This is a genomic window from Caulobacter sp. 05T431, assembly GCF_056665975.1.
In genome coordinates this window covers 1-22,882 of the sequence record NZ_JBFTKU010000033.1, presented here as the reverse complement: position 1 = coordinate 22,882, position 22,882 = coordinate 1, and the positions used below count along the sequence as shown (strand labels likewise).

Sequence of the window (22,882 nt, the reverse complement as noted above, 5' to 3'; positions counted from 1 at the left end):
AACCCGCGATTTTCGAGGAAGGTTTCTCCCAGTCATGCTCGCCGGCTTCCGCTCCTTCGCCAAATCGCCGTTCGCGGTGGTCCTGTTTGGTCTGCTCATCGTCAGCTTCGCGGTGTTCGGCATCAGCGACGTGTTCCGTCATCCCCCCGGCAAGTGGGTGATCGCGGCCGGGTCGCGGAACATGAGCCCGGAGGACTTCAAGGCGCAGTTCGAGAACTTCCGGAAGCGCGAGCAGGCCCAGGGCCAGACGATCACGCCGGACATCGCCGTCCAGCAGGGCGTCGACCGCAAGATGCTGACCCAGCTGGCCCTGCAGGAATCCCTGGCCGAGCTGCTGCACAAGATGGGCGTGCGCGCGTCCGACAAGCTGGTGGCCGACACCCTGCGCGAGCAGCTGGCCGCCCTGCCCCCGGGCCAGCGCCCGTTCGACCCGATCACCGGCAAGTTCGACAACCAGCTGTACCAGCGCCTGCTGGCCCAGAACGAGCTGACCCCGGCCCGCTTCGAGGCCTCGCTGCGCGACGACATCGCCCAGACCCACACCTTCAGCGCCGTCGCCGCCGGCCTGCGCGCCCCGCGCCTCTATTCGGCCCTGCAGGCCGCCTACGCCCTGGAAGGCCGCGACCTGGCCGCCTTCGCGATCAATCCGGCGACCGTCGAGAAGCCGGCCGCGCCGACCGACGCCCAGCTGCAGGCCTTCATGAAGGAGCACGCCGCCCAGCTGACCCGGCCCGAGACCCGGGTCCTGTCGGTGGCCCGCTTCAGCGCCAAGGCCCTGGAGAACTCGGTGACCGTGCCCGAGGCCGAGATCGTCAAGACCTACAACTTCCGCAAGGACACCCTGGGCACGGCCGAGACCCGCTCGTTCGTCCAGATCCAGGCCCCCGACGCCAACGCCGCCGCGACGATCGCCCAGCGCCTGGCCAAGGGCGACGCGCCCGCCGCCGTCGCCAGCGCCTACGGCAAGCAGCCGCTGGTGATCGACTCCAAGCCCAAGACCGCCCTGCCCGACCGCAAGGTGGCCGACGCCGTGTTCGCCCTGGCCGCCGGCCAGGTCAGCGCCCCGATCACCGGCGAGTTCGGCGTCTCGGTGGTCAAGCTGGTCAAGATCAACCCCGCCACCACGCCCAGCCTGGAATCGCAGCGCCCAGCCATCGAGGCCGAGCTGAAGGCCCAGGCCGCCCAGGCCAAGGCCTACGAGCAGACCCAGACCTACCAGGACGCCCATGACGGCGGCGCCAACCTGATCGACGCGGCCACCAAGGCCGGCGCCTTCGTGCGGACCACCACGCCGGTCGCCGCCAACGGCGTCGACCAGGGYGGCCAGCCGGATCCGGCCCTGACCCCGGACGCCCTGAAGACCGCCTTCGAGCTGCCCGCCGGCGGCGAAAGCGAACTGATCGAGGCCGGCAAGGGCGAGTATTTCGCCGTCCGCGTCGAAAAGGTCATCCCGTCGGCCATGCCGCCGCTGGCCGAGATCCGCGCGCCCCTGGCGCAGCAGTGGCAGCTGGACCAGCTGCTGCAGCGCATGAAGGCCAAGGCCGACGCCCTGAGCGAGCGGGTCAAGAAGGGCGAGTCGCTCGAAGCCGTCGCCGCCGCCTCGCAGACCCAGGTGCAGCGCGTCGCCAACATCACCCGCCAGAACGCCCGCCAGTTCCAGGGCTTGGGCCGCGACCTGCTGATCAGCACGTTCGGCGCCAAGCCGGGCCAGCCGTTCGTCGCCCGCGGCCCGCAGGGCGGCTACCTGGTCGCCGTGGTCGAGAAGATCCACTCCGGCTCGCCCGAGCAGATGGCCCAGATCACCGAGGCCATGCGCCCGCAGGTCTCGCAGGGCCTGTTCCGCGCCATCGGCGAGTCCGCCCAGGACGCGGCCAAGACCCAGCTGAAGACCAAGGTCAACCTGACCCTGGCCCGCCAGGCGATCGGCGTCGACACCAGCGCCCTGCCCTCCGAGGACGGCAAGACCCCGGTTAAGACGGCGAAGGCTCCCAAAGGCCTGGCTCAATGAGCCTGGAGCCCAGCCTCGACGCCTTCACAGCCGCCTATGAGTCCGGCCGCCCGCAGGTGGTCTGGACCCGGCTGATCGACGACCTGGAGACTCCGGTCTCGGCCTATCTGAAGATCGGCCACGGGCGGCCTTACGCCTTCCTGTTCGAGAGCGTCGAGGGCGGCGCCTGGCGCGGGCGCTATTCGATCGTGGCCATGAAGCCGGACCTGGTCTGGCGCTGCCGCGGCGACAAGGCCGAGATCGCCGAGGGCGACGACATCGCCGCCGGCCGCTTCACGCCCCAGGCGGGCGGCGCGCTGGACAGCCTGCGCGACCTGATCGCCCGTTCGCGGATCGAGCTGCCGGCCGGCCTGCCGCCGCCTTCGGCCGGCGTGTTCGGGGCCCTGGGCTACGACATGGTCCGCCTGGCCGAGCGCCTGCCGGACATCAACGAGGACACGCTGGGCCTGCCGGACGGGATCATGACCCGGCCGTCGATCGTGGCGGTGTTCGACGCCATCGCCCAGGAGATCATCCTGGTCACCACCGCCCGGCCCCAGGCCGGGGTGTCGGCCGCCGACGCCTACGCCGCCGCCCAGGCGCGGATCGAAAGCGTGATGGCCGACCTGCGCGGTCCGCTGACCCAGTCGGCCCCGCGCCAGAGCCACGGCCAGGCCGAGTTCACCACCCCGGTGAGCCGCGCCGACTACGCCGAGGTCGTCGCCAAGGCCAAGGACTACATCCAGGCCGGCGACATCTTCCAGGTGGTGGCCAGCCACCGCTTCCGCGCGCCGTTCCCGCTGGAGCCGTTCGCCCTCTACCGCTCGCTGCGCCGGACCAATCCGTCGCCGTTCCTGTTCTTCCTGGAGCTGGACGGCTTCAACCTGGTCGGCTCGAGCCCCGAGATCCTGGTGCGGCTGCGCGACGGCAAGATCACCATCCGCCCGATCGCCGGCACCCGTCCGCGCGGCGCCACGCCCGAGCAGGACCTGGCGCTAGAGAAGGAGCTGCTGGCCGATCCCAAGGAGMGGTCCGAGCACCTGATGCTGCTGGACCTGGGCCGCAACGACGTCGGTCGCGTGGCCATGCTCAAGCATGCCGGCAGCAACGATCTCAGCACCAAGGGCAAGGGCGCCAACGTCCGCGTCACCGACAGCTTCAAGATCGAGCGCTACAGCCATGTCATGCACATCGTCTCCAACGTCGAGGGCGACGCGCCCGAGGGCGTGGACCCGGTCGACGTGCTGATGGCCGCCCTGCCCGCCGGCACGCTCTCGGGCGCGCCCAAGGTGCGGGCCATGGAGATCATCGACGAGCTGGAGGTCGAGAAGCGCGGCATCGGCTACGCCGGAGCGGTGGGCTATATCGGCGCCGACGGCTCGGTCGACACCTGCATCGTGCTGCGCACGGCCCTGGTCAAGGACGGCATGATGTACGTCCAGGCCGGCGGCGGCATCGTGGCCGACAGCGATCCGGACGCCGAGTACGACGAGACCCTGCACAAGTCGCGGGCCCTCAAGCGCGCGGCCGAAGAGGCTTGGCGTTTCGCCTAGGGGGCGTTTCGCCTAAGGGCTATTGAGCGCCGTCGAGGCGGTCGGACGGCAGGTGCTGGACGACCGCCGGCGGGGCCATGACCATCACCACCGCGAAGGTCACGGCGCTGAACGCCGCGAAGGCCGCGGCCGCCAGGACCGGTCCCATCTTCTGCCGGCGCATCGGCTTGCGCAGCAGGGCCCGGGCGTAGGCGATCGCGGCGGTGTCGAGGGCGGAATCAGCGGGGTTCATGCCGTCAGCATGCCAGCCGCCGCCCCCGCCGCAAGCCGCATATCGTCGCAACCTCTAGAGGTTTCGCCGCGACTCTGGGCTAAGGTTCCGCACCACCTTCGCCACTGGAGCCGCCGTGCAGGATCCGATCGCCGCCCGCTTCCAGGAGGGCCTGGCCCACCACCGCGCGGAACGCTTCGCCGAAGCCCAGGCCGCCTATGGCGAGGTGCTGGGCGCCGATCCCGGCCACGTCGAGGCCTGGCGGCTGATGAGCCTGCTGGCCGAGCAGTTCGGCCGGCCCGACCTGGCGTCGGACTGGTCCGCCAGGGCCCGCGCGCTGGAGCCCGGCGAGATCCACCACCTGTTCGGCCAAGGCGTGGCCCTGCAGCAGATCGGGCGTCTGGCCGAAGCCGAGGCCCGCTATCGCCAGGCCCTGGCGCTCGCGCCCAACGTCCCCGAGATCAACAACAATCTGGGCCTGGTGCTGGGCGGACAGGCCCGCCACGCCGACGCCGTCGTCTTCTATCGACGGGCCGCCGAGCTTTCGCCGGGCTCGGCGGTCTTCCACAACAATCTCGGCATCGCGCTGACCGACCTGAGCGATCATGTCGCGGCCGAGACCAGCTTCCGCACGGCGCTGGAGCTGGACCCGGACTCCGTCGAGGCGCGGCACAACCTGGGCAAGTCGCTGCACGCCCAGCGCCGGCTGGACGAGGCCGGCCCCGTCCTGCAGGAGGCCCTGCGCCGCAGGCAGGACGATCCCCAGATCCTCAACGACATGGGCGTGCTGCTGCACCACCTGGGCCGGGTCGCCGACGCCGAGATGGTCTATCGGGTCGGCCTGGAACTGGCGCCCGACAACGCCAGCCTGCGCCACAACCTCGGCATCGTCCTGCTGAAGACCGGCCAGTACGCGGAAGGCTGGGCGCAATACCACTGGCGCTGGAAAACTGACGACCGGCCCGACAACCGCACCTTCGCCCAACCGGAATGGGACGGATCGCCCTTGGCCGGCGGCCGGCTGCTGATCATCGCCGAGCAGGGCCTGGGCGACACCCTGCAGTTTTGCCGTCTGGCGCCGCTGGCGGCCGCCCGGCTGGCGCCCGACGCGCGGCTGACCCTGGAAGTCCAGCGGCCGCTGGTCTCGCTGCTGCGCGGGCAATGGCCGGAGGTCGAGGTCATCGCCCAGGGCGATCCCCTGCCCGCCTTCGACGCCTATCTGCCGCTGATCAGTCTGGGCGGGGTGCTGGAGCAGGACCACCAGACCATCGACGGCGCGCCCTATCTGCGGCCCGATCCGGATCGCGTGGCGGCCTGGGCCGAACGCCTGGCGCCCCTTCAGGGTCTGAAGGTCGGCCTGGTGTGGTCGGGCGGCCGACGTCCCTGGGACCCGAACATCGACGCCGTCGACAAGCGCCGCTCCGTCCGCCTGGCGCAGCTGGCGCCCCTGGCCTCGGCGCCGGGCGTGGCCTTCGTGTCCCTGCAGAAGGACGAGCCGGGCCTAGAGGCGCGCGACCCGCCGCCCGGCATGACGGTCCACGACTTCACCGCCGACCTGACCAGCTTCGTCGAGACCGCCGCCCTGGTCGCCAATCTGGACCTGGTGATCAGCGTCGACACCGCCGTCGCCCACCTGGCCGGGGCGATCGGCGCGCCGGTCTGGTTGCTGAACCGCTTCGACACCTGCTGGCGCTGGGAGCTGGCGCGCCAGGACACCCCCTGGTACGACAGCCTGCGCCAGTTCCGTCAGCCCACGGCCGGCGACTGGGACAGCGTGGTCGCGGCGATGGCGGCGGCGCTGGAAGAGCGGGCGCGAGCCTGAGGCCGGACCGGCGGGTCTTGCAACCCAGGCTGAACTGGACGATGTACCCCTGCGTCCACGACCGCGCGTAAGGGCCCGCAGCGTTCGGGCGGTCCATTCTAGAGCTTGGCGGCGTCATGATCCTGGTCATCGATAACTACGACAGCTTCACCTACAACCTCGTGCACTATCTGAACGAGTTGGGGGCCGACACCGTCGTGCATCGCAACGACGACCTGTCGGTGCAGGAAGCCCTGGGCCTGAGGCCGAACGCGGTGCTGCTGTCGCCCGGCCCCAAGGCCCCCGACCAGGCCGGCATCTGCCTGCCGCTGCTGCGCGGCGCGCCGGATGACCTGGCGATCCTGGGCGTGTGCCTGGGCCACCAGGCCATCGGCCAGGCCTATGGCGGCGACGTGATCCGCGCCAAGGAAGTGATGCACGGCAAGACCAGCAAGATCTTCCACAACGACCAGGGCGTGTTCAAAGGCCTGCCCAACCCGTTCATCGCCACCCGCTACCACAGCCTGGCGGTCGACAAGGCCACCCTGCCCGACGACCTGGAGATCACCGCCTGGACCGAGGACGGCGAGATCATGGGCGTCCAGCACAAGACCCGCCCGGTCTACGGCGTGCAGTTCCACCCGGAGTCCATCGCCACCGAGGGCGGCCACCAGCTGCTGGCGAACTTCCTGGACCTGGCCCAGGTCAAGCGCGACGCGGCGATCTGGGTCTAGACGATGTCGGACGCCTTCAAGCCCCTGCTGGCCAAGCTGGCCGACGGCCAGACCCTGGACGAGGACGACGCCGAGATCTTCTTCGCTGCCTGCCTGCGCGGCGAGCCGACGCCCGCCCAGGTGGCCGCGGCGGTCACGGCCATGCGCCTGCGCGGCGAGACCGTGGGCGAGATCACCGCCTGCGCCCGCGCCATGCGCCGCGCGGCCATCCACCTGGACCACCCGTATGACGTCGTCGACGTCTGCGGCACCGGCGGCGACGGCCTGCACACCCTGAACATCTCCACCGCCGTGGGTTTCGTGGCGGCCGGCGGCGGGCTGAAGGTGGCCAAGCACGGCAACCGGGCGATCACCAGCAAGTCCGGCACCGCCGACGTCCTGGCCGCCCTGGGGGTCAATATCGACGCCAGCCTGGCCCAGCAGCGCCACGCGCTGGACACCGCCGGCATCTGCTTCCTGTTCGCCCAATCGCACCACGGGGCGATGAAGCACGTCTCGCCGATCCGCCAGCAGCTGGGCTTCCGCACGATCTTCAATCTGCTGGGCCCGCTGACCAATCCGGCCGGCGCCAAGCGCCAGGTCGTCGGCGTCTCGGCCCACCGTTTCGTCGAGCCCGTGGCCAAGGCCCTGGGCGCGCTGGGCGCCGAGCGGGCCTGGTCGGTGCATGGGGCCGGCATGGACGAGCTGACCACCACCGGCGAGACCGAGGTCGCCGAATGGCGCGACGGGTCCCTGCGCCTGTTCACGATCACGCCGGAAGCCGTGGGCCTGCCCCGCGCCGCCCTGGCCGACATCACCGGCGGCGAGCCCGCCTACAACGCCGCCGCCCTGACGGCCCTGCTGGACGGCCGCAAGGGTCCGTACCGCGACATCGTCATGCTCAACGCCGCCGCCGCCTTCCTGGTGGCCGACAAGGTCGAGACCCTGCGCGAGGGCGTCGAACTGGCCGGCGCCGTGCTGGACGACGGCCGCGCCGCCGCCGCCCTGGCCGGGCTGGTGGCCGCTACCAACAGTGAACCCGTGACCGCATGACCGACATCCTCGCCAAGATCGCCGACTACAAGCGCGAGGACGTGGCCGACCGTAAGCGCCGCCGCGCCTTCGCCCAGGTCGACAGCGCCGCCCGCGCCGCCAGCAGCCCTCGCGGCTTCAAGGCCGCCCTGGAAGCCGCCCACGGCCCCGGCAAGCTGTCGCTGATCGCCGAGATCAAGAAGGCCTCGCCGTCCAAGGGCCTGATCCGCGCCGACTTCGATCCGCCGGCCCTGGCCCGCGCCTACGCCGCCGGCGGCGCGGCCTGCCTCTCGATCCTGACCGACGGCCCCAGCTTCCAGGGCGCCGACGGCTATCTGATCGACGCCCGCGCGGCGGTCGCCCTGCCCTGCATCCGCAAGGACTTCCTCGTGGACCCCTGGCAGGTGGCCGAGAGCCGCGCCCTGGGCGCCGACGCCATCCTCGTGATCCTGGCGATGATCGACGACGCCCTGGCCGCCGACCTGATGGCCGAGGCCGCCCGCCTGGGCATGGACGCCCTGGTCGAGGTGCACGACGAGGCCGAGATGGACCGCGCCGGCCAGCTGGGCTCGACCCTGGTCGGCATCAACAACCGCGACCTCAAGAGTTTCGTGGTCGACCTGGCCGTCACCGAACGCCTGGCCGCCCAGGCTCCGAAGGACGCCCTGCTGGTCACCGAGAGCGGCGTCTTCACCCACGAGGACGCCGTGCGCATGGAGGCGGCCGGGGCCAAGGCCATGCTGGTCGGCGAAAGCCTGATGCGCCAGGCCGACGTGGCGGCGGCCACCCGGACCCTGTTGGGATAGGGCGTTGAACGAATTCGATCCCATAGAGCTGGACGCCCGCAAAGGTCGGTTCTGGCGCGACTGGCGCGTGGTCCCGGGCGTCGCCGTCGTCGCCGTGATCGGCGTCGCGGCGCTGGTCCTGACCGTGTCGCACGGCGGGCGCGCATCCAAGCCGAAGTCCGAGCCTGCCGTCGCGGCCGTCGCCACCGCGCCGCCGACGCCGACCGTCCTGCCCCTGAAACCCGACGAATGGCGCGGCCAGATCGACTACCGCGCCCTGGACGCCCGCATCCGGACGATGATGACCGACCGGTCGATGCAGGGCCTGGCGATCGCCGTGGTCGAGGACGGCCGCCTGTCGTTCGTGCAGGGCTACGGCTCCACCACGCCGGGCGACGGCGAGAAGGTCGGCGCCGACACCGTGTTCCGCTGGGCCTCGCTGTCCAAGACCGTGGCCGCCACGCTCAGCGCCCGCCTGGCGAACGAAGGGGCGTTCTCGCTGGACGACCCGCTGGGCAAGTTCGGCGTCAGCCTGCGCCTGCCGAACGACGCCCAGAACACCCTGACGGTCGAGCAGCTGCTGTCCCAGCGCACGGGCCTGCCCCGCAACGCCTATGACGGCTGGCTGGAGGGCGGACGCGACCCGAAGATGATCCGCGAGAGCCTGGCGGCCGTGCCCTTGCTGTGCCCGCCGGCCACCTGCCACAKCTACCAGAACATCGCCTACGACACGATCCGCGAGGTCGTGGAGGCCGCCACCCACCGGGCCTACGCCGACGAGGCCCACCAGCGCCTGTTCGCGCCCCTGGGCATGACCAGCACGACCATCGGCTTGGACGGCCTGCGCGACGCGCCGCACTGGGCCCCGCCCTCGCGCTGGGGCCACACCGCGCCGCTGACCGAGTTCTACTATCGGGTGCCCGCCGCGGCCGGGGTCAATTCCAACATCGTCGACCTGGCCAAGTGGATGCAGGCCCAGATGGGCCAGGCCCCCGCCGTGCTGCCCGCCGGAGTGCTGGCTGACATCCAGCGTCCCCGCGTCAACACCGGCCATCCCTACGGCAATTCGCCCCTGGGCCGCTCGCTGCAGCACCCGGGCTACGGCCTGGGCATGCGCAGCTTCACCTACAAGGGCCACCGTCTGGTGGGCCACAGCGGCGCGGTGACCGGCTATCGCTCGACCATGATGTTCGATCCCGCCACCCGGACCGGCGTGGTGATGCTGTGGAACAGCGAGGCCAACCTGCCCTTCAAGCTGCAGGCCGAGGTCTTCGACCTGGCCTACCACCAGCCGTTCCAGGACTGGCTGCAGCTGAAGGCCAAGGACCGGTCCGACCTCGCGCCCTGAAAAGGGGCGGTTCAGACAAGGCTGGATTTCGCGCCCAGGTTGACGCCTCATCGTCCTCCATCGACGTCCCGGTCGATGCTCGAGGACGAGGAAAACATCATGCGTAGCCTGTTCTTGCCGCTGGTCGCCGCTCTCGCGATCCTGCCCGCCAATGTGCTGGCGCAAACGATCCCGCCGGCGCCCCCTCAGGTCAACGGCGCGACATCGCCCGGCGTGCCCATTTGCTACACCTCTCCGAACCTCGTGAACTGCCCAGGCGGCGGAGGCGTCACCGGTTCTCCAGGCATCGGACAGTACTACATTCCGACCTCGGCCCTGGCCTACACCTCGACCACCGACGCGCTCGCCGCCGTGCAACGCAAGTCCGAGCACGTGGTCTCGGGCGGCGTGGCGATGTCCGCCGCGATGGACATGATCTCGCCGGCCGACGGACGCACGAACCGCATCGGCGGCGGGATCAGCACCTTCAACGACCAGGCCGGCGTCGCGGTGGTCTACACCCATCAGGCGGACGGCTGGGACGCTGGGTTCGGGCTGGCGACGTCACGCTACCAGAACATGGCCAAGGCGACCGTCGGGTTTTCCTGGTGAACCGGTCCTGATCCCGTTCGCCGCTACCAGATGAACGGGATCAGCGCCGCCTTGCGCTTGCGGTAGGCGGCGTGCTCGTCGCCGAACCGCGCCGTCATGGCCGCGTCCTCGACCCGGATCCGCAGGCCGAACCCGATCAGGCCCGCGATCGCCAGGACCAGGGCCGACAGCCAGTTGTCCAGGCCCAGGCCAAGGCCGGTCAGGCTCAGGACGGTGCCCAGATAGGCCGGGTTGCGGACGATCCGGTACGGCCCCGTGGTGATCATGCGATGGCCTTCCTGCAGATGCACCGTGCGCCTGAAGAAGGCGCCCAGGGTCATGATCGCCCACAACCGCAGGGCCAGGCCCGACCAGATCAGGATCAAGGCCGTCAGCCGAGCCTCGGCCTTCCAGGTGACGAGCCGGGCGAAGTCGGCGGCCCTGGCGGCGTAGAACGCGGCCAGCAGCCCCACCGCGATGGCCGCCAACACGATCCGCAGGCTGCCCCGGTCGGCGCTCTCCCCGGTGACGCCTCGCCGGTCGCGCAGCCAGACCCAGATCTCGAACAGGGCGACGGTCGCATAGCTGAACCAATAGGCGCGCGGCCAGCCCGCGTTCAGCAGCCAGATCTGCGCCATGCATCGCCCCTTCCGATGTCGCCCAGGTCACTACAGTCAGGCCGGGCCCTCCGGTCAACCGCCGACGGATCGCCCGCGCCCGGTTCGTCCTATTCGGCCGCCATGGCCACGGGCGACGCCCGCGCGCCGCGCACCAGCCGGCCGGGCAAGGCGCCGGTCGGCTCGCCGTCGCGCCGGGTGACGACCCCGCCGACGATGGTGGCGACATAGCCGTGCGCCTTCTGGCTCAGCCGACGCCCCCCGGCCGGCAGGTCGTAGGCCACGGCGGGCGCCTCCAGCCTCAGCCCCTCGTAGTCGATGACGTTGAGATCGGCCCGATAGCCGGGCGCGATCACGCCCCGGTCCAGCAGGCCGACGGCGGCGGCGGTGTCGCGGGTCTGCATCGCCACCATGGCCCCCAGCGGGATGCGCGGCCCGCGCGTGCGCTCGCGCGTCCAGTGGACGAGGTTGCTGGTCGGGAAACTGCCGTCGCAGATCATGCCGACGTGGGCCCCGCCGTCCGACAGGCCCGGCACGGTGTCGCGATGCAGCAGCATGGCCAGGCTGGGGTCCAGCGACCCGTCGGCATAATTCAGGAACGGATGGTAGAGCATGCCGCGCCCGCCGTTGCGCAGCATGGCGTCCAGCGCCACGGCGGCCGGGTCGCGGCCCTCCTGCGCCGCGATCGCCGCCACCGTCTTGTCGGCGGTCGGCTCGTAGTCGGGGACCGCGTTCATGGGGAAGAGGTTGTCCCAGGCGCGCAGGGCGCTGCCGGCGAACGGCCCCTTGGCGTCGCCGTCGTGGGCGAAGAGCCGGACGCGGAAGTCCGGGTCCCGCAGGGCGGCGACCTTGTCGGCCAGGGGCGCCTTGGCGATCTCGGCGAAGACCGGGTTCTGGCTGAACGGGTTGAGGGTCAGCTCCAGGCCGAACAGCACKCCCACCGGCCGGCCGCAGACCTGGGCCTTCATCGGCAGGCCGGCGTCGACGGCCTCGGCCAGGCCCGCCAGCATCGCCTTCCAGCCCTCGGGCGACTTGGGGCTCTGCACCAGAGAGAACGACAGCGGCCGCCCGGACCGCTCGACGATCCGCCGCAGCATGGCCAGCTCGGCCGGGCCGTCGGGGAAGAAATCCGAGACCAGCTGCAGCACGCCCTTGCCGGCGGCGGCCAGGCCCAGGGCGATCCCGGTCAGTTCGTCCTCGCCCGCCGTCAGGGTCGGGGTCGGCTGGCCGTCGCTGGTGCGGTGGTTCAGCGTCCGCGAGGTGGAAAAGCCCAGGGCCCCGGCCTCGACCGCGCGCCGGGCGATGGCGGCCATGGCGGCGACGTCGGCGGGGGTCGCCGGCTCGCGGTCGGCCCCACGCTGGCCCATCACGAACACCCGCAGGGCCGCGTGCGGCAGCTGGGCGCCGATGTCGACGTCGAAGGCGCGGCCGGCCAGGAAGTCCAGATAGTCGGGAAAGCTCTCCCAGGCCCAGGGCAGGCCCTCGGTCAACACCGGGAACGGGATGTCCTCGACGCCCTCCATCAGACGGATCAGCCGGTCGCGGTCCTCGGGCCGGCACGGCGCGAAGCCCACGCCGCAATTGCCCATGACCACGGTGGTGACCCCGTGCCCGGCGCTGGGCGTCATCGAACTGTCCCAGGTCGCCTGGCCGTCATAGTGGGTATGGATGTCGACGAAGCCCGGGGTGACCAGGCGGCCCCGCGCGTCGATCTCCTCGCGGCCGGGCGCGAGGCCTGGCCCGATCGCGGCGATCAGGCCGTCCTTGACCGCCACATCAGCGACGAAGCCCGGGCCGCCGGTCCCGTCCAGCACCGTCCCGCCGTGGAGGACCAGGTCGTAGGCGTGCTCGGCGGCGTGCTCGGCCATGGGCCGCGTCCTCCCGTGACTTATCGTTGTTCAGGAGGCTCCGCCTCGCGCGGCCGGTCGTCAAGCCTGGGGCCCCTCGATTCGGCCGCCCCCGGGGGATCGCCGCCACGCCCCCCGGAGCGACGCCTGTATTTCCTAGGGATTTCGGCCGCCTTTCCGGCGAACACCGTTAACTTGACATCAACGAAGAACACCTAGAGAACATCTGCAGAGGTTTGCGGTTTGTTCCGCGACAACTGGCGAGGCCGGACATGCTCACGCGCAAGCAGCACGAGCTGCTGATGTTCATCCACGAACGGATCAAGGAGACCGGCGTCTCCCCCTCCTTCGACGAGATGAAGGAGGCGCTKGACCTGGCGTCTAAGTCCGGCATCCACCGCCTGATCACCGCCCTCGAGGAGCGCGGCTTCATCCGCCGCCTGGCCCACCGGGCCCGGGCGCTGGAAGTGGTCAAGCTGCCCCAGCAGGCTACGACGGCCTCGCCGCCCAAGGGGCGCGGGACCTTCAAGCCGCAGGTGGTCGAGGGCGGCGGGCAGACCCCGTCGATCCCGGCCCCGCCGATCGCCGCCGACAACACGCGCGAACTGCCGATCCTGGGCCGCATCGCCGCCGGCACCCCGATCGACGCCATCCAGCACGAACGCGAGCGCCTGCCGGTGCCCGAGACCATGCTGGGCGGCGGCGAGCACTACGTGCTGGAAGTCCAGGGCGACTCGATGATCGAGGCCGGCATCCTCGACGGCGACTATGTGATCATCAAGAAGGGCGACACGGCCAACAGCGGCGAGATCGTCGTGGCCCTGGTCGGCGAGGAAGCCACCCTCAAGCGCCTGCGCAAGAAGGGCGGCTCGATCGCCCTGGAAGCGGCCAACCCCAAGTACGAGACCCGCATCTTCGGCCCCGACCAGGTCGAGGTGCAGGGCAAGCTGGTGGGGCTGATCCGGCGGTATCACTAGCCGTCCCCGCCTCCGCTCATCCCGGCGAAACGAAGTTCGGCGCGAGCCAAAACCGGGACCCAGATCATAAGGCGTTGAGTCTGGCTGACCGGACTCAGCGCCTTTTCGTTTTGGGTTCCAATTTGCGGAAGCGTGGTGGACGGGCAACCATGCTCAAGCTACCCAAGAACGAAGTCACCCCGAGGGACACGCCTTGATCCTGCCTTTCATCCTGGCCCTGCAGACGGCCCCGGCCGTCGAGGCTCCGGCCCTCGCGGCTTCCACCCAAACCCCGCTCGGCGCGCAGGATGTGAAGATCAACACGGGCAAGTTCCAGGCTGATCAGTACTATCCCGACTACGCCCAGCGCATGGGCGTGTCCGATGTCGTGGAAGCGACCTGCACGATCGGCCGGAAAGGCGCGTTGGAAGACTGCTTCTTCGGTTCGCCGGGGATCAGCGGCTACGGCTTCGACCAGGCCGCGGCCAAGCTGCTGGCCGCCTCCAGGGTCGCCGCCAGGGTCAAGTCGAGCGAATCGATCGAGGGGCGCACGCTGCATCTGACGATCCGCTTCACGTCCCGCAGTTCCCACGATTTCAGGKTGCGTTTCGAGTAGCCCTCAGGTCGGCATTCCCGCCGGCCGGTTCTCGACATATTGCGGCACGTTCAGCGGCGGCAGCCAGGGCTCGCGGCGTTTGACCCAGACCTCGTACTGCGGCGTGAACTGGCCGATCTCGTCCAGTCCGCCCAGGTGGATTTCGATCTCGTCGTCGTCCTCGTCGGTGGCGGTCCAGAACAGGGGCGAGCCGCAGGTCGGGCAGCCGTGCAGCAGGCCGTGTTCGGCGCCGGCCCAGACCTGTGTCCGCCCCGCGATCCGCACCTTGTCGGCGCGGAAGGCCGCGAAGGCGTTGCAGGGCGCGCCGTGTCGCTTGCGGCAGGTCAGGCAGTGGCACAGCCCCACCCGCAGCGGTCCGCCGCTGGCCACATAGCGCACCGCCCCGCAGGCGCAGCCGCCGCTTCGTTCCATGGTCGCCTCCGTCGCTCGCCCCCAACGCTCAGAACGCCAACCGCCCCTTCAGTTCCCCGAACGGGACCATCACGTGCTCGCGATAGGCCGCCCGGGCCGTCAGCCGGTCGTACCAGCCCGCCAGGCGCGGAAGGTCCGGCCGGTCGATCTCCAGTTCGAACCAGCGGTAGAGATGGGTCCCGATGGCGATGTCAGCCAGTGACAGGGTCTCGCCGCCGACGAACGGGCGATCCGTCAGCTGGCGATCGATAACCGTCAGACAACGGACGGTATGATCCAGCGCCCTGGCCACGGCGGCGGTGTCGCGGTCGGTCTCCGGCGTGCGATAGAAACCCCAGAACACCCCGCCCAGGAAGGCCGGCTGCAGCGCCGTCTGCGCCCAGTCCATCCAGCCGTCGATCAGCGCGCGCAAGGCGGGATCGGCGCTCCAGAAGCGGTCACCGCCATGGACGGCCGCTAGGTAGCGCAAGATGGCGTGGGACTCCCACACCACCACCCCGCCGTCGTCGATCACCGGAACCTTGCCGTGCGGGTTCATCGCCCGGAACGCCGGATCGTCCAGCCCGCCGAAATCGCCGCCGGCCGGGATGTGCGTATGCGGAAGACCCAGCTCGCCGACAAGCCACAGCACCTTCTGGACATTGGCCGAGCTGCGCCGTCCCCACACTTTCAGCATGGCTATCCCCTCGCCGCGCCGCTCCAGGGGCGGACGCCCCGCAGCGGCTGGGCCCAGACGATCCACCATTCCCCGCCACGCCGATAGAGCTCGGCCGCGCCGCCGGTCGCGAAGTCGTCGGCGTCGAGCACGATCCGGTCGCGGCAGGCCGGCGGCGCGGCCGCCACGGCGCCGCGCAGGACGACGATCTCGGCCTCACCGCACATCGCCGCCAGGTCGGTGAAGTCGGGCGCGGTCTTGCTCCACGACAGGGCCAGGGCCACGGGGGCCTCGGCGGTCGGGGCGCAGGACCGGCGGTCGCAGGCGTAGAGCGGACTGGGCGCGGCGCTTTCGGGCACGACCAGGCCCCGGCGGCGGCCCCACAGCTCGGCCCCGAACCGTCGGGCGTCGGGGCGCAGCAGCACCGCCTCGCGGCCCTGGCGCACGGCCGCCGTGCTCCCGTCGGGGGCGATCCAGACGTCGGGCGGGGCCGGACGCGGCCACAGGGCCACTGCCAGGGCCAGGGGCGCGCCCAGCCAGCGCAGACGTCCCCGCCACAGGCACAGCAGCATCAGGCCCACGAAGGCCAGGGCCAGGGTGAACGGCGGCCCGCTGGCCACCACGTGCTGGGCCCCGCCGGCGCTGGCGAAGCCCTCGGCGATCCACATCATCGCCGCTATGCCCCAGCCCGCCACGGCCAGGAACGGCGCGCCCAGGCCGAAGGGCTCCAGCGCCGCGCCCAGGGCCAGGAACGGCATGATCACGAACGACGACAACGGGGCCACCGCCAGGTTGGCCGGCAGGCCCCAGACGGCCACGCGGTTGAAGTGCTGCATGGCGAACGGTCCGGTGGCCATGCCCGCCACGAAGCTGGCCCCGATGCTGACCGCCAGCCAGCCGGCCCCGCCCTGGATGGCGCGGATCCACCAGGGCGTGGAGATCTCGCGCACCGGGCGCGGCCAGGCCTCGGCCAGGGCCACCAGGGCGGCGGTGGCGGCGAACGACATCTGGAATCCGGGCGCGCCCGCCGATTCCGGCTGGACCAGCAGGATGGCCAGGGCCGCGATCGCCAGGCCGTGCAGGGTGATGGCCTGGCGGTCGAACAGGATGGCGGCKAACGCCACCGTGGCGGTGATCGCCGCCCGCAGGGCGGGCGGCGGCGCGCCGGACACCGCCAGATAGGTCCCGACGGCGGCGAGGCCCGCCAGGGCCGCCGCCTTCTTGCCCGGGACCCGCAGCGCCGCCCACGGCCAGGCGGCGATCAGCAGGCGCACCAGGCCGAACGCGAAGCCGCCGACGATGGCCATGTGCAGGCCCGAGATCGACAGGATGTGGGCCAGGCCCGAGGCGCGCATGGCGTCGGTCTGCTCCTGGGTGATCCAGGCCTCGTGGCCGGTGACCATGGCGGCGGCGATCCCGCCGCGCTCGACGCCCATGTCCTGGACGATCCGGCTGGCTAGACGCCAGCGCAGCGCGTTGACGGCCATGGCCGCGCGTAGCCGCCAGGGCGGCGGGTCCAGCGCCACGGGCCGCGTCTGGCCGATGGCGAACCCCACCCCGCCCACGCCGTGGAACCAGGCGTCGCGGGCGAAGTCGTAAGCCCCGGGCGCGGCCGGCGGCGGCGGGGGTCCCAGCATGGCCCGCAGGCGCACCGCCTGGCCCGGCTCCGGCAGGTCGTCGGCCTCGACGGTCACCCGCGCCCGCTTGGGCGTGTCCTCGGGCGCCAGGCCGCTGATCGAGACCGGGGCGATCAGCAGGCGCGGCCCGCCGGCGCCCGGACTGACCACGTCGACCACGAAGCCGTCGATGCTCATCACCGCCCGCTCGCCCGAAAGGATCGGCGCGGCGACGGCGTGGGAGCGGACCTTCCCCGCCAGCGCCCCGGCCGCCAGGAGCGTCGCCAGGGCCAGGAAGACCGGCAGGCCCCGTGTCGCGCGGCGTCCGACCAGCCCCGCCAGCACGGCCAGGCCCAGGGTCGCGCCGACCAGCAGCGCCCACGACGGCTCGGCCTTCAGCTCCAGATAGCCGGCCGCCCCCAGGCCGAACGCCACGGGCGCCCACAGCATCCAGCGCTCGCGATTGGCGACGATCTCGGCGATCAGCGAGCGTGTTACCGCTCCCAGGCTAGGAAGCGCGCGAAGACGCGTGCTAAGACGCGCCGCCCAGCCACCGGACCCGTCCGGTGACCCCCTCGCCACGTCCGTGGCCTCCAGTTCGTCAGCCTTGATCCCGATGACCAATTCCCCCTCGCCCGCTTCGGGCGTCGTCACCCGCTTCGCCCCGTCGCCGACCGGCTTCCTGCACATCGGCGGCGCGCGCACGGCGTTGTTCAACTGGTTATATGCACGCCATACGGGTGGGAAGTTCCTTGTTCGCGTCGAGGACACCGATCGCGAGCGTTCGACCGAGGCCGCCGTCGCCGCGATCTTCGAAGGGCTGGACTGGCTGGGCCTGAAGTCCGACGAAGAGGTGATCTTCCAGTTCAGCCGCGCCGACCGCCACCGCGAGGTCGTCCAGCAGATGCTGGAGGCCGGCCGCGCCTATCGCTGCTGGATGACCGTCGAGGAGCTGGAAGCCGCGCGCGAGAAGGCCCGGGCCGAGGGCAAGGCCATCCGCTCGCCCTGGCGAGACGCCCCGCCGCCGAATGACCCGACCCTGCCCCACGTGATCCGCTTCAAGGGTCCGCTGGACGGCGAGACCGTGGTCGACGACCAGGTCAAGGGTCCGGTGACCTTCCGCAACATCGAGCTGGACGACCTGGTCCTGCTGCGCAACGACGGCGCCCCGACCTACAACCTGGCCGTGGTGGTCGACGACCACGACATGGGCGTCACCCACGTGATCCGCGGCGACGACCACCTGAACAACGCCGCCCGCCAGACCCTGATCTATCAGGCGATGGGCTGGGACGTGCCGGCGTTCGGCCACATCCCGCTGATCCACGGCCCCGACGGCGCGAAGCTCAGCAAGCGCCACGGCGCCCAGGCCGTCGGCGAGTTCGCCGACATGGGCTACATCCCCGAGGGCATGCGCAACTACCTGGCGCGCCTGGGCTGGGGCCATGGCGACGACGAGGTCTTCACCGATGAGCAGGCGATCAGCTGGTTCGACATCAAGGACGTGGTCAAGGCCCCCGCCCGTCTGGACTGGGCCAAGCTGAACTTCATCAACGGCCAGCACCTGCGCGTGGCCGACGACGCCCGCCTGGCCGATCTGACCCTCAAGGCCCTGGAGGCCCGCGGCGGCGACCTGCCGGCCGACGTCTCCGCGCGCCTGCTGGCCGTGGTGCCGCAGGTCAAGGAAGGCGCCAAGACCATCCTTGAGTTGGCCGACCACTGCGAGTTCGCCCTCAAGGTGCGCCCGCTGGCGCTCGAGGAAAAGACGGTCAAGCAGCTGACCGACGAGACCGTCGAGCGGCTGACCCGCTTGCGCGCCCAGCTGGGCGCCGCGCCGGTCTGGGGCGTGTCGGAACTGGAAACCCTGTTGAAATCCTTCGCGGAATCCGAGGGCGTGGGCTTCGGCAAGTTCGGTCCGTCGCTGCGCGGAATCCTCACCGGCGGCTCCCAGGCGCCCGACCTGAACAAGATCATGGCGGCCCTCGGCCGCGACGAGTCTCTGGGGCGACTTGACGACGCCCTGGCGTCGCGCGCATGAGGCGCTATAACGCAACCGCGAAATCGAAAACTGGACTGACCGTTCCACTATTGAAGGGGTCTCTCGCATGACCGACAAAGCCACGCTGACGATCGGCGACAAGAACTACGACCTGCCGATCCTCAAGGGCAGCACGGGTCCGGACGTCCTGGACGTGCGCAAGCTGTACGGCGAGTCCGACCACTTCACCTTCGATCCGGGCTTCACCTCGACCGCATCCTGCGAAAGCAAGATCACCTATATCGACGGCGACGCCGGCATTTTGCTGCACCGCGGCTATCCGATCGACCAGCTGGCCGAGAAGTCCTCGTTCCTCGAGGTCTGCCACCTGCTGCTGAACGGCGAACTGCCGACGGCTGACGAGTTCACCAAGTTCGAACGCAACATCACCTACCACACGATGCTGCACGCCCAGTTCGACAGCTTCTTCCAGGGCTTCCGCCGCGACGCCCACCCGATGGCCGTGATGACCGGCGCGGTCGGCGCCCTGTCGGCCTTCTACGCCGACAGCCTGAACGTCGATGATCCCAAGCAACGCGAGATCAGCGCCCATCGCCTGATCGCCAAGATGCCGACCATCGCCGCGCGCGCCTTCCAGTACTCGCAGGGCCGTCCGTTCGTGACGCCGCGCAACGAGCTGTCGTACTCGGAAAACTTCCTGCGCATGTGCTTCTCGGTGCCGGCCGAGGACTGGGTCCCGAACCCGGTGCTGACCCGCGCCATGGACCGCATCTTCATCCTGCACGCCGACCACGAGCAGAACGCCTCSACCTCGACSGTSCGTCTGGCCGGYTCGTCGGGCGCCMACCCGTTCGCCTGCATCGCCGCCGGCATCGCCTGCCTCTGGGGCCCGTCGCACGGCGGCGCCAACCAGGAAGCCCTGGAGATGCTGGAGGAGATCGGCACGGTCGAGAACATCCCCGCCTATGTGCAGGGCGTGAAGGACCGCAAGTACAAGCTGATGGGCTTCGGCCACCGCGTGTACAAGAACTTCGACCCGCGCGCCAAGGTCATGCAGAAGACCTGCTACGAGGTGCTGGAGCAGCTGGGCATCAACGACCCGCTGCTGCAAGTGGCCATGGAGCTGGAGAAGGTCGCGCTGAGCGACCAGTACTTCATCGACCGCAAGCTGTACCCGAACATCGACTTCTATTCGGGCATCACCCTGCGCGCCATGGGCTTCCCGACCAACATGTTCACCGTGCTGTTCGCCCTGGCCCGCACCGTCGGCTGGATCAGCCAGTGGAAGGAAATGTTCGAGGACCCCTCGCGCAAGATCGGCCGCCCGCGTCAGCTGTACACGGGCGCCACCCAGCGCGACTACGTGGCCGTCGAAAAGCGCGGCTGAGCCGCGATCGATCGCTGAAGACGGAAAGGGCCTCGCGAAAGCGGGGCCTTTTTCTTTGCCCGACCAACCCGAGAGTTGTCACGAAGAACAACACCCTTTGAAGTGGAACGGGTTGGGCCTAGCGTGCTTCTGGATCGCTCTGGCCGCTTCCGGTCAGGTTCGACGATCGCGCGACCGGATCGCGGTATGGTCGCGTCGCGAGGAGGTTCCCGATGTGGAAGCTCGTTCTCTCGATCCTGGCCTGGATGGCGCTCGCCACGCCCGGCTTGGCCCAGACCCGGCTTCCGCCCGTCGGCGGTCCGGGCGGCGGCGAATTCGTCGAGACCTGCGGCGGCGGTTCGAACAACTTCATGATCGGGGTGACCGGGCGGACCGGCGACTGGGTCGACGCCATCATGCCGATCTGCGCCCGCTACGACCCCAACACCAAGACCCTGGGCGGCGTCTACACGCTCAATCCGCACGGCGGGGGCGGAGGCAGCCCCAACAGCGCCACCTGCGCCGCCGGCATGGTCGTGAAAGGCCTGGAGGTCGGCACGATCGACAACGGCGGACAGGTGCTGGTCAAATATGTCCGGCTTCATTGCCAGTACGTGCCGATCGGCCCCGAGGGGCCGCGCGTGCTCCAGGCGGAATTCTTCGGCTTCGAGAACGCGCCCGGCCAGAATTATCCCGCGATGCTGAGCTGCCCGGACTTCCAGGCCGCCTCGGGCTTGTCCGGCGCGTCGGGCGACTATGTCGACCGCGTAGGCCTCTACTGCCAGGGCGCGCCGGTCAATCTGGGATCGCCCGTTCCGGCGCCCGGGCCGAGAGCCAAGGATACGATCACCCTTGGACCCGGGCACGGCGCGGCGACGCCCAACACCCGAGCCCCCACGCGGCCACCGCTCAGCTTGGGAATCTACACCGCACCCCGGATCGTCGGGGTTGACGGCCAGTCGGAGCGGCTCGACTTCTGCCAGCAGTACGGCGGCGCCTGCGGCAAGCCGGCCGCCGACGCGTTCTGCAGGAGCAAGGGCCACGACGGCTCGGCCAGCTCCGAGATCGATCCGGATATCGGGCGCACCATGATCATCGGCAGCGGCGCGATCTGCACCGACCCCACCTGCGACGGCTTCAAGAAGATCCAGTGCAATCCGTAGCGACCGGACTTACCGCCCCTCGGCCGAGCGCAGGATGAAGCCCAGGATCTCGGCCACGGCCACGTAGAGGGCCTCGGGGATCTCCTCGTCGAGTTCGATGGTCGACAGGGCCTGGGCCAGGGCCGGGTTCTCCTCGATCGGCACGCCGTGCTCGCGGGCGGTCTCGATGATCTTGTCGCCCACCCAGCCGCGACCGGTGGCGACCACGCGCGGGGCGTTGGGCTCTTCGTAGCGCAGGGCGACGGCGATGCGCGGGCCGGCGGCGCGGACGGGGCCGGTCATGTCGCCTGATCCAGGAACTGGCCCGGCKCGGCGGCGGAGGCGCGCGGCTGGCCGGTGTGGAAGGCGACCTCGGGTTCCAGGGCGGCCTCGCGGAGGGCGCTGTTGAGGCGCTCCTCGCCGGTGCGCAGGCGGGCCATGGCCGCCGGACGCTCGGCCCACAGCGACACGCGCGCGCGGTCGCCGGTCAGGGCCACCTGGGCGTGGACGGGGCCCATCGGCTCGACGTCCAGCGAGAAGCGGGCGCGCCAGGTGCGGCCCAGGGCGGAACCGCCCTCCCCGCCCGCGCCGCCGCCGCCGTCGCGGCTGATCTCGAACTGGGCGGCGGCGGGTCCCTGCGGCGTCATGAACGGCATGTCGAACACCCAGCGCGCGCCCTGCGCCTCGGCCGGACGGCCGGCGGGCGGCGGCTCGGGCAGCGAGGCGATCTGCAGCAGCTCGGTGCGGGCCAGGGCCGCGCCGCTCTCGGCCAGCAGGCGTTGGGCGACGGCGTGCGGACCCGATCCAGGCGGCAGACCCGGCTGGGCGGCGGCCTGGGCGTGGGTCGGCGCCCCGGCATAGGGCGGCGGGGTCTGGGACGGCGGGGCCGGGGCGGCCTCGGGCCCGCCGTACGCCAGGGCCGCCGCCGAGGCCGCGCGCGGAACATCCAGAGGCGTCGCCGGGAAATCCTCGGCGACGATCGCGCCGAAGGCCGGCAGAGGCGGCGGCGGGGCGGGCGTCGGGCGGACCGTCTGCCAGGGCGCGTTGACGCCGGGCCGGGCGGGCGGCGGCGCGCCGTCGTCRGCCTGCGAAGTCTGGGCAGCGGCCTCCGGCTCGGCGGCGACCGCCTCGACCGCCGGATCGACCGGCGTCGAGTCCGCAGCGGCCAGGGCCTGGGGCGTGCCCCGGCTGGCCAGCTGAGCAGCGGCGGCGGCCTGGGCGGCGGCCGGGCCCGGCGCGGCGCCTGTCGCGTTCGGCGCGGTCCCGGCCTGGGACGACATCGGCGGCAGGCCCTCGGCCCAGGTCTTGACCACTTCGCGGAAGACCAGCAGCGCGGCCTTCATGTCGCTGTTGGGCGTGGGCGTCGGGACGGTCTTGAGCGGAGCGCTCACGGTGAGGGGCTGCCGACGCTGTGCCGGCTCGCCCGAGGCCAGCCTGGCTTCCAGGAACAGGCCKGAGCGCTGCAGGGCCTGGCGGATTTCCGGACCGCTGATCTGGCCGTCCAGGCGGGCGMTCAGGGCCATGACCTGGGCGATGGCGGCCTTGACCTGGCGCGGGGTGTCGGGTTCGGCGGCGGCCTGGGCCATGTCGGCCATCAGCGGCGCCAGGCCCGCCTGGCGGGCGGCGGCGCGGCCGGCGGCGGCGGCCACGGCGCGGG

21 protein-coding genes are annotated in these 22,882 nt (G+C 71.1%); 13 read left to right on the top strand and 8 right to left on the bottom strand.

All coding sequences use genetic code 11. The features are described from left to right. Positions 1-34: 34 nt before the first annotated feature. Positions 35-2,008 (top strand): peptidylprolyl isomerase, encoded by a 1,974-nt coding sequence (locus AC1U89_RS23070; protein WP_479901966.1) that lies wholly within the window; start codon positions 35-37, stop codon positions 2,006-2,008. Then, positions 2,005-3,540 carry an anthranilate synthase component I gene (trpE, locus tag AC1U89_RS23065; protein ID WP_479901965.1) on the top strand — a complete coding sequence of 512 codons (1,536 nt, stop codon included), beginning with the start codon at positions 2,005-2,007 and terminating at the stop codon, positions 3,538-3,540. The genes AC1U89_RS23070 and trpE overlap by 4 nt, the downstream gene beginning before the upstream one ends. A gap of 19 nt (positions 3,541-3,559) precedes the next feature. On the opposite strand, the gene AC1U89_RS23060 is transcribed toward trpE, so the two are convergent. Then, positions 3,560-3,772 carry a hypothetical protein gene (locus AC1U89_RS23060; protein WP_479901964.1) on the bottom strand — a complete coding sequence of 71 codons (213 nt, stop codon included), beginning with the start codon at positions 3,770-3,772 and terminating at the stop codon, positions 3,560-3,562. Positions 3,773-3,887: 115 nt separating this feature from the next. Between AC1U89_RS23060 and AC1U89_RS23055 the strand changes: the two genes are divergently transcribed. The 6 genes from AC1U89_RS23055 to AC1U89_RS23030 all read left to right on the top strand — a co-directional run bounded on the left by AC1U89_RS23055 (position 3,888) and on the right by AC1U89_RS23030 (position 10,021). Continuing rightward, a complete protein-coding gene (locus AC1U89_RS23055) occupies positions 3,888-5,573 on the top strand; it encodes a tetratricopeptide repeat protein (protein ID WP_479901963.1) in 1,686 nt (561 codons plus the stop codon). A gap of 116 nt (positions 5,574-5,689) precedes the next feature. Next, a complete protein-coding gene (locus AC1U89_RS23050) occupies positions 5,690-6,286 on the top strand; it encodes an anthranilate synthase component II (protein WP_479901962.1) in 597 nt (198 codons plus the stop codon). Positions 6,287-6,289: 3 nt separating this feature from the next. Continuing rightward, the gene (trpD, locus tag AC1U89_RS23045; protein WP_479901961.1) at positions 6,290-7,318 is read left to right on the top strand and encodes an anthranilate phosphoribosyltransferase; all 1,029 of its coding nucleotides are present in this window, start codon (positions 6,290-6,292) and stop codon (positions 7,316-7,318) included. After that, the gene (trpC, locus tag AC1U89_RS23040; RefSeq protein WP_479901960.1) at positions 7,315-8,103 is read left to right on the top strand and encodes an indole-3-glycerol phosphate synthase TrpC; all 789 of its coding nucleotides are present in this window, start codon (positions 7,315-7,317) and stop codon (positions 8,101-8,103) included. The genes trpD and trpC overlap by 4 nt, the downstream gene beginning before the upstream one ends. A 4-nt stretch (positions 8,104-8,107) precedes the next feature. Next, positions 8,108-9,430, top strand: a complete 1,323-nt coding sequence (locus tag AC1U89_RS23035) for a serine hydrolase domain-containing protein (RefSeq protein WP_479901959.1) — start codon at positions 8,108-8,110, stop codon at positions 9,428-9,430. Between the two features lie 99 nt (positions 9,431-9,529). Then, positions 9,530-10,021 (top strand): hypothetical protein, encoded by a 492-nt coding sequence (locus AC1U89_RS23030; protein WP_479901958.1) that lies wholly within the window; start codon positions 9,530-9,532, stop codon positions 10,019-10,021. Positions 10,022-10,044: 23 nt separating this feature from the next. Here AC1U89_RS23030 and AC1U89_RS23025 read toward each other — a convergent pair whose 3' ends face one another. Together AC1U89_RS23025 and AC1U89_RS23020 are read right to left on the bottom strand one after the other, a co-directional pair. Further along, a complete protein-coding gene (locus tag AC1U89_RS23025; protein WP_479901957.1) occupies positions 10,045-10,638 on the bottom strand; it encodes a methyltransferase family protein in 594 nt (197 codons plus the stop codon). Between the two features lie 89 nt (positions 10,639-10,727). After that, positions 10,728-12,485: an N-acyl-D-amino-acid deacylase family protein gene (locus AC1U89_RS23020; RefSeq protein WP_479901956.1), complete on the bottom strand. Its 1,758-nt coding sequence runs from the start codon at positions 12,483-12,485 to the stop codon at positions 10,728-10,730. 251 nt (positions 12,486-12,736) lie between these two features. Here AC1U89_RS23020 and lexA point away from each other — a divergent pair, with 251 nt between their 5' ends. Both lexA and AC1U89_RS23010 read left to right on the top strand, forming a co-directional pair. Then, the gene (lexA, locus tag AC1U89_RS23015) at positions 12,737-13,441 is read left to right on the top strand and encodes a transcriptional repressor LexA (RefSeq protein WP_479901955.1); all 705 of its coding nucleotides are present in this window, start codon (positions 12,737-12,739) and stop codon (positions 13,439-13,441) included. A gap of 193 nt (positions 13,442-13,634) precedes the next feature. Continuing rightward, positions 13,635-14,036 (top strand): energy transducer TonB, encoded by a 402-nt coding sequence (locus AC1U89_RS23010; RefSeq protein WP_479901954.1) that lies wholly within the window; start codon positions 13,635-13,637, stop codon positions 14,034-14,036. A gap of 3 nt (positions 14,037-14,039) precedes the next feature. On the opposite strand, the gene AC1U89_RS23005 is transcribed toward AC1U89_RS23010, so the two are convergent. The 3 genes from AC1U89_RS23005 to AC1U89_RS22995 are packed head-to-tail and all read right to left on the bottom strand — an operon-like array spanning position 14,040 to position 17,168. After that, complete coding sequence (locus AC1U89_RS23005; RefSeq protein ID WP_479901953.1) at positions 14,040-14,447, bottom strand: GFA family protein; 408 nt, start codon at positions 14,445-14,447, stop codon at positions 14,040-14,042. A gap of 28 nt (positions 14,448-14,475) precedes the next feature. Continuing rightward, positions 14,476-15,123 carry a glutathione S-transferase family protein gene (locus AC1U89_RS23000; protein WP_479901952.1) on the bottom strand — a complete coding sequence of 216 codons (648 nt, stop codon included), beginning with the start codon at positions 15,121-15,123 and terminating at the stop codon, positions 14,476-14,478. Between the two features lie 2 nt (positions 15,124-15,125). Beyond that, positions 15,126-17,168: a ComEC/Rec2 family competence protein gene (locus AC1U89_RS22995; protein WP_479901951.1), complete on the bottom strand. Its 2,043-nt coding sequence runs from the start codon at positions 17,166-17,168 to the stop codon at positions 15,126-15,128. 166 nt (positions 17,169-17,334) lie between these two features. Between AC1U89_RS22995 and gltX the strand changes: the two genes are divergently transcribed. The 3 genes from gltX (at position 17,335) to AC1U89_RS22980 (ending at position 21,246) form a co-directional block, all read left to right on the top strand. Beyond that, entirely contained in the window at positions 17,335-18,756 is a 1,422-nt protein-coding gene (gene gltX, locus AC1U89_RS22990) for a glutamate--tRNA ligase (protein ID WP_479901950.1), read from the top strand. A 67-nt stretch (positions 18,757-18,823) separates the two neighbouring features. Continuing rightward, a complete protein-coding gene (gltA, locus tag AC1U89_RS22985) occupies positions 18,824-20,104 on the top strand; it encodes a citrate synthase (protein WP_479901949.1) in 1,281 nt (426 codons plus the stop codon). A gap of 212 nt (positions 20,105-20,316) precedes the next feature. After that, positions 20,317-21,246 carry a hypothetical protein gene (locus AC1U89_RS22980; RefSeq protein WP_479901948.1) on the top strand — a complete coding sequence of 310 codons (930 nt, stop codon included), beginning with the start codon at positions 20,317-20,319 and terminating at the stop codon, positions 21,244-21,246. 9 nt (positions 21,247-21,255) lie between these two features. On the opposite strand, the gene AC1U89_RS22975 is transcribed toward AC1U89_RS22980, so the two are convergent. Together AC1U89_RS22975 and fliK are read right to left on the bottom strand one after the other, a co-directional pair. Then, on the bottom strand, positions 21,256-21,528 hold the full coding sequence (locus AC1U89_RS22975; RefSeq protein WP_337684674.1) for an EscU/YscU/HrcU family type III secretion system export apparatus switch protein: 273 nt from the start codon (positions 21,526-21,528) through the stop codon (positions 21,256-21,258). Continuing rightward, on the bottom strand, positions 21,525-22,882 hold a 1,358-nt coding region (gene fliK, locus AC1U89_RS22970), incomplete at its 5' end, for a flagellar hook-length control protein FliK (protein WP_479901947.1). The genes AC1U89_RS22975 and fliK, both read right to left, overlap by 4 nt.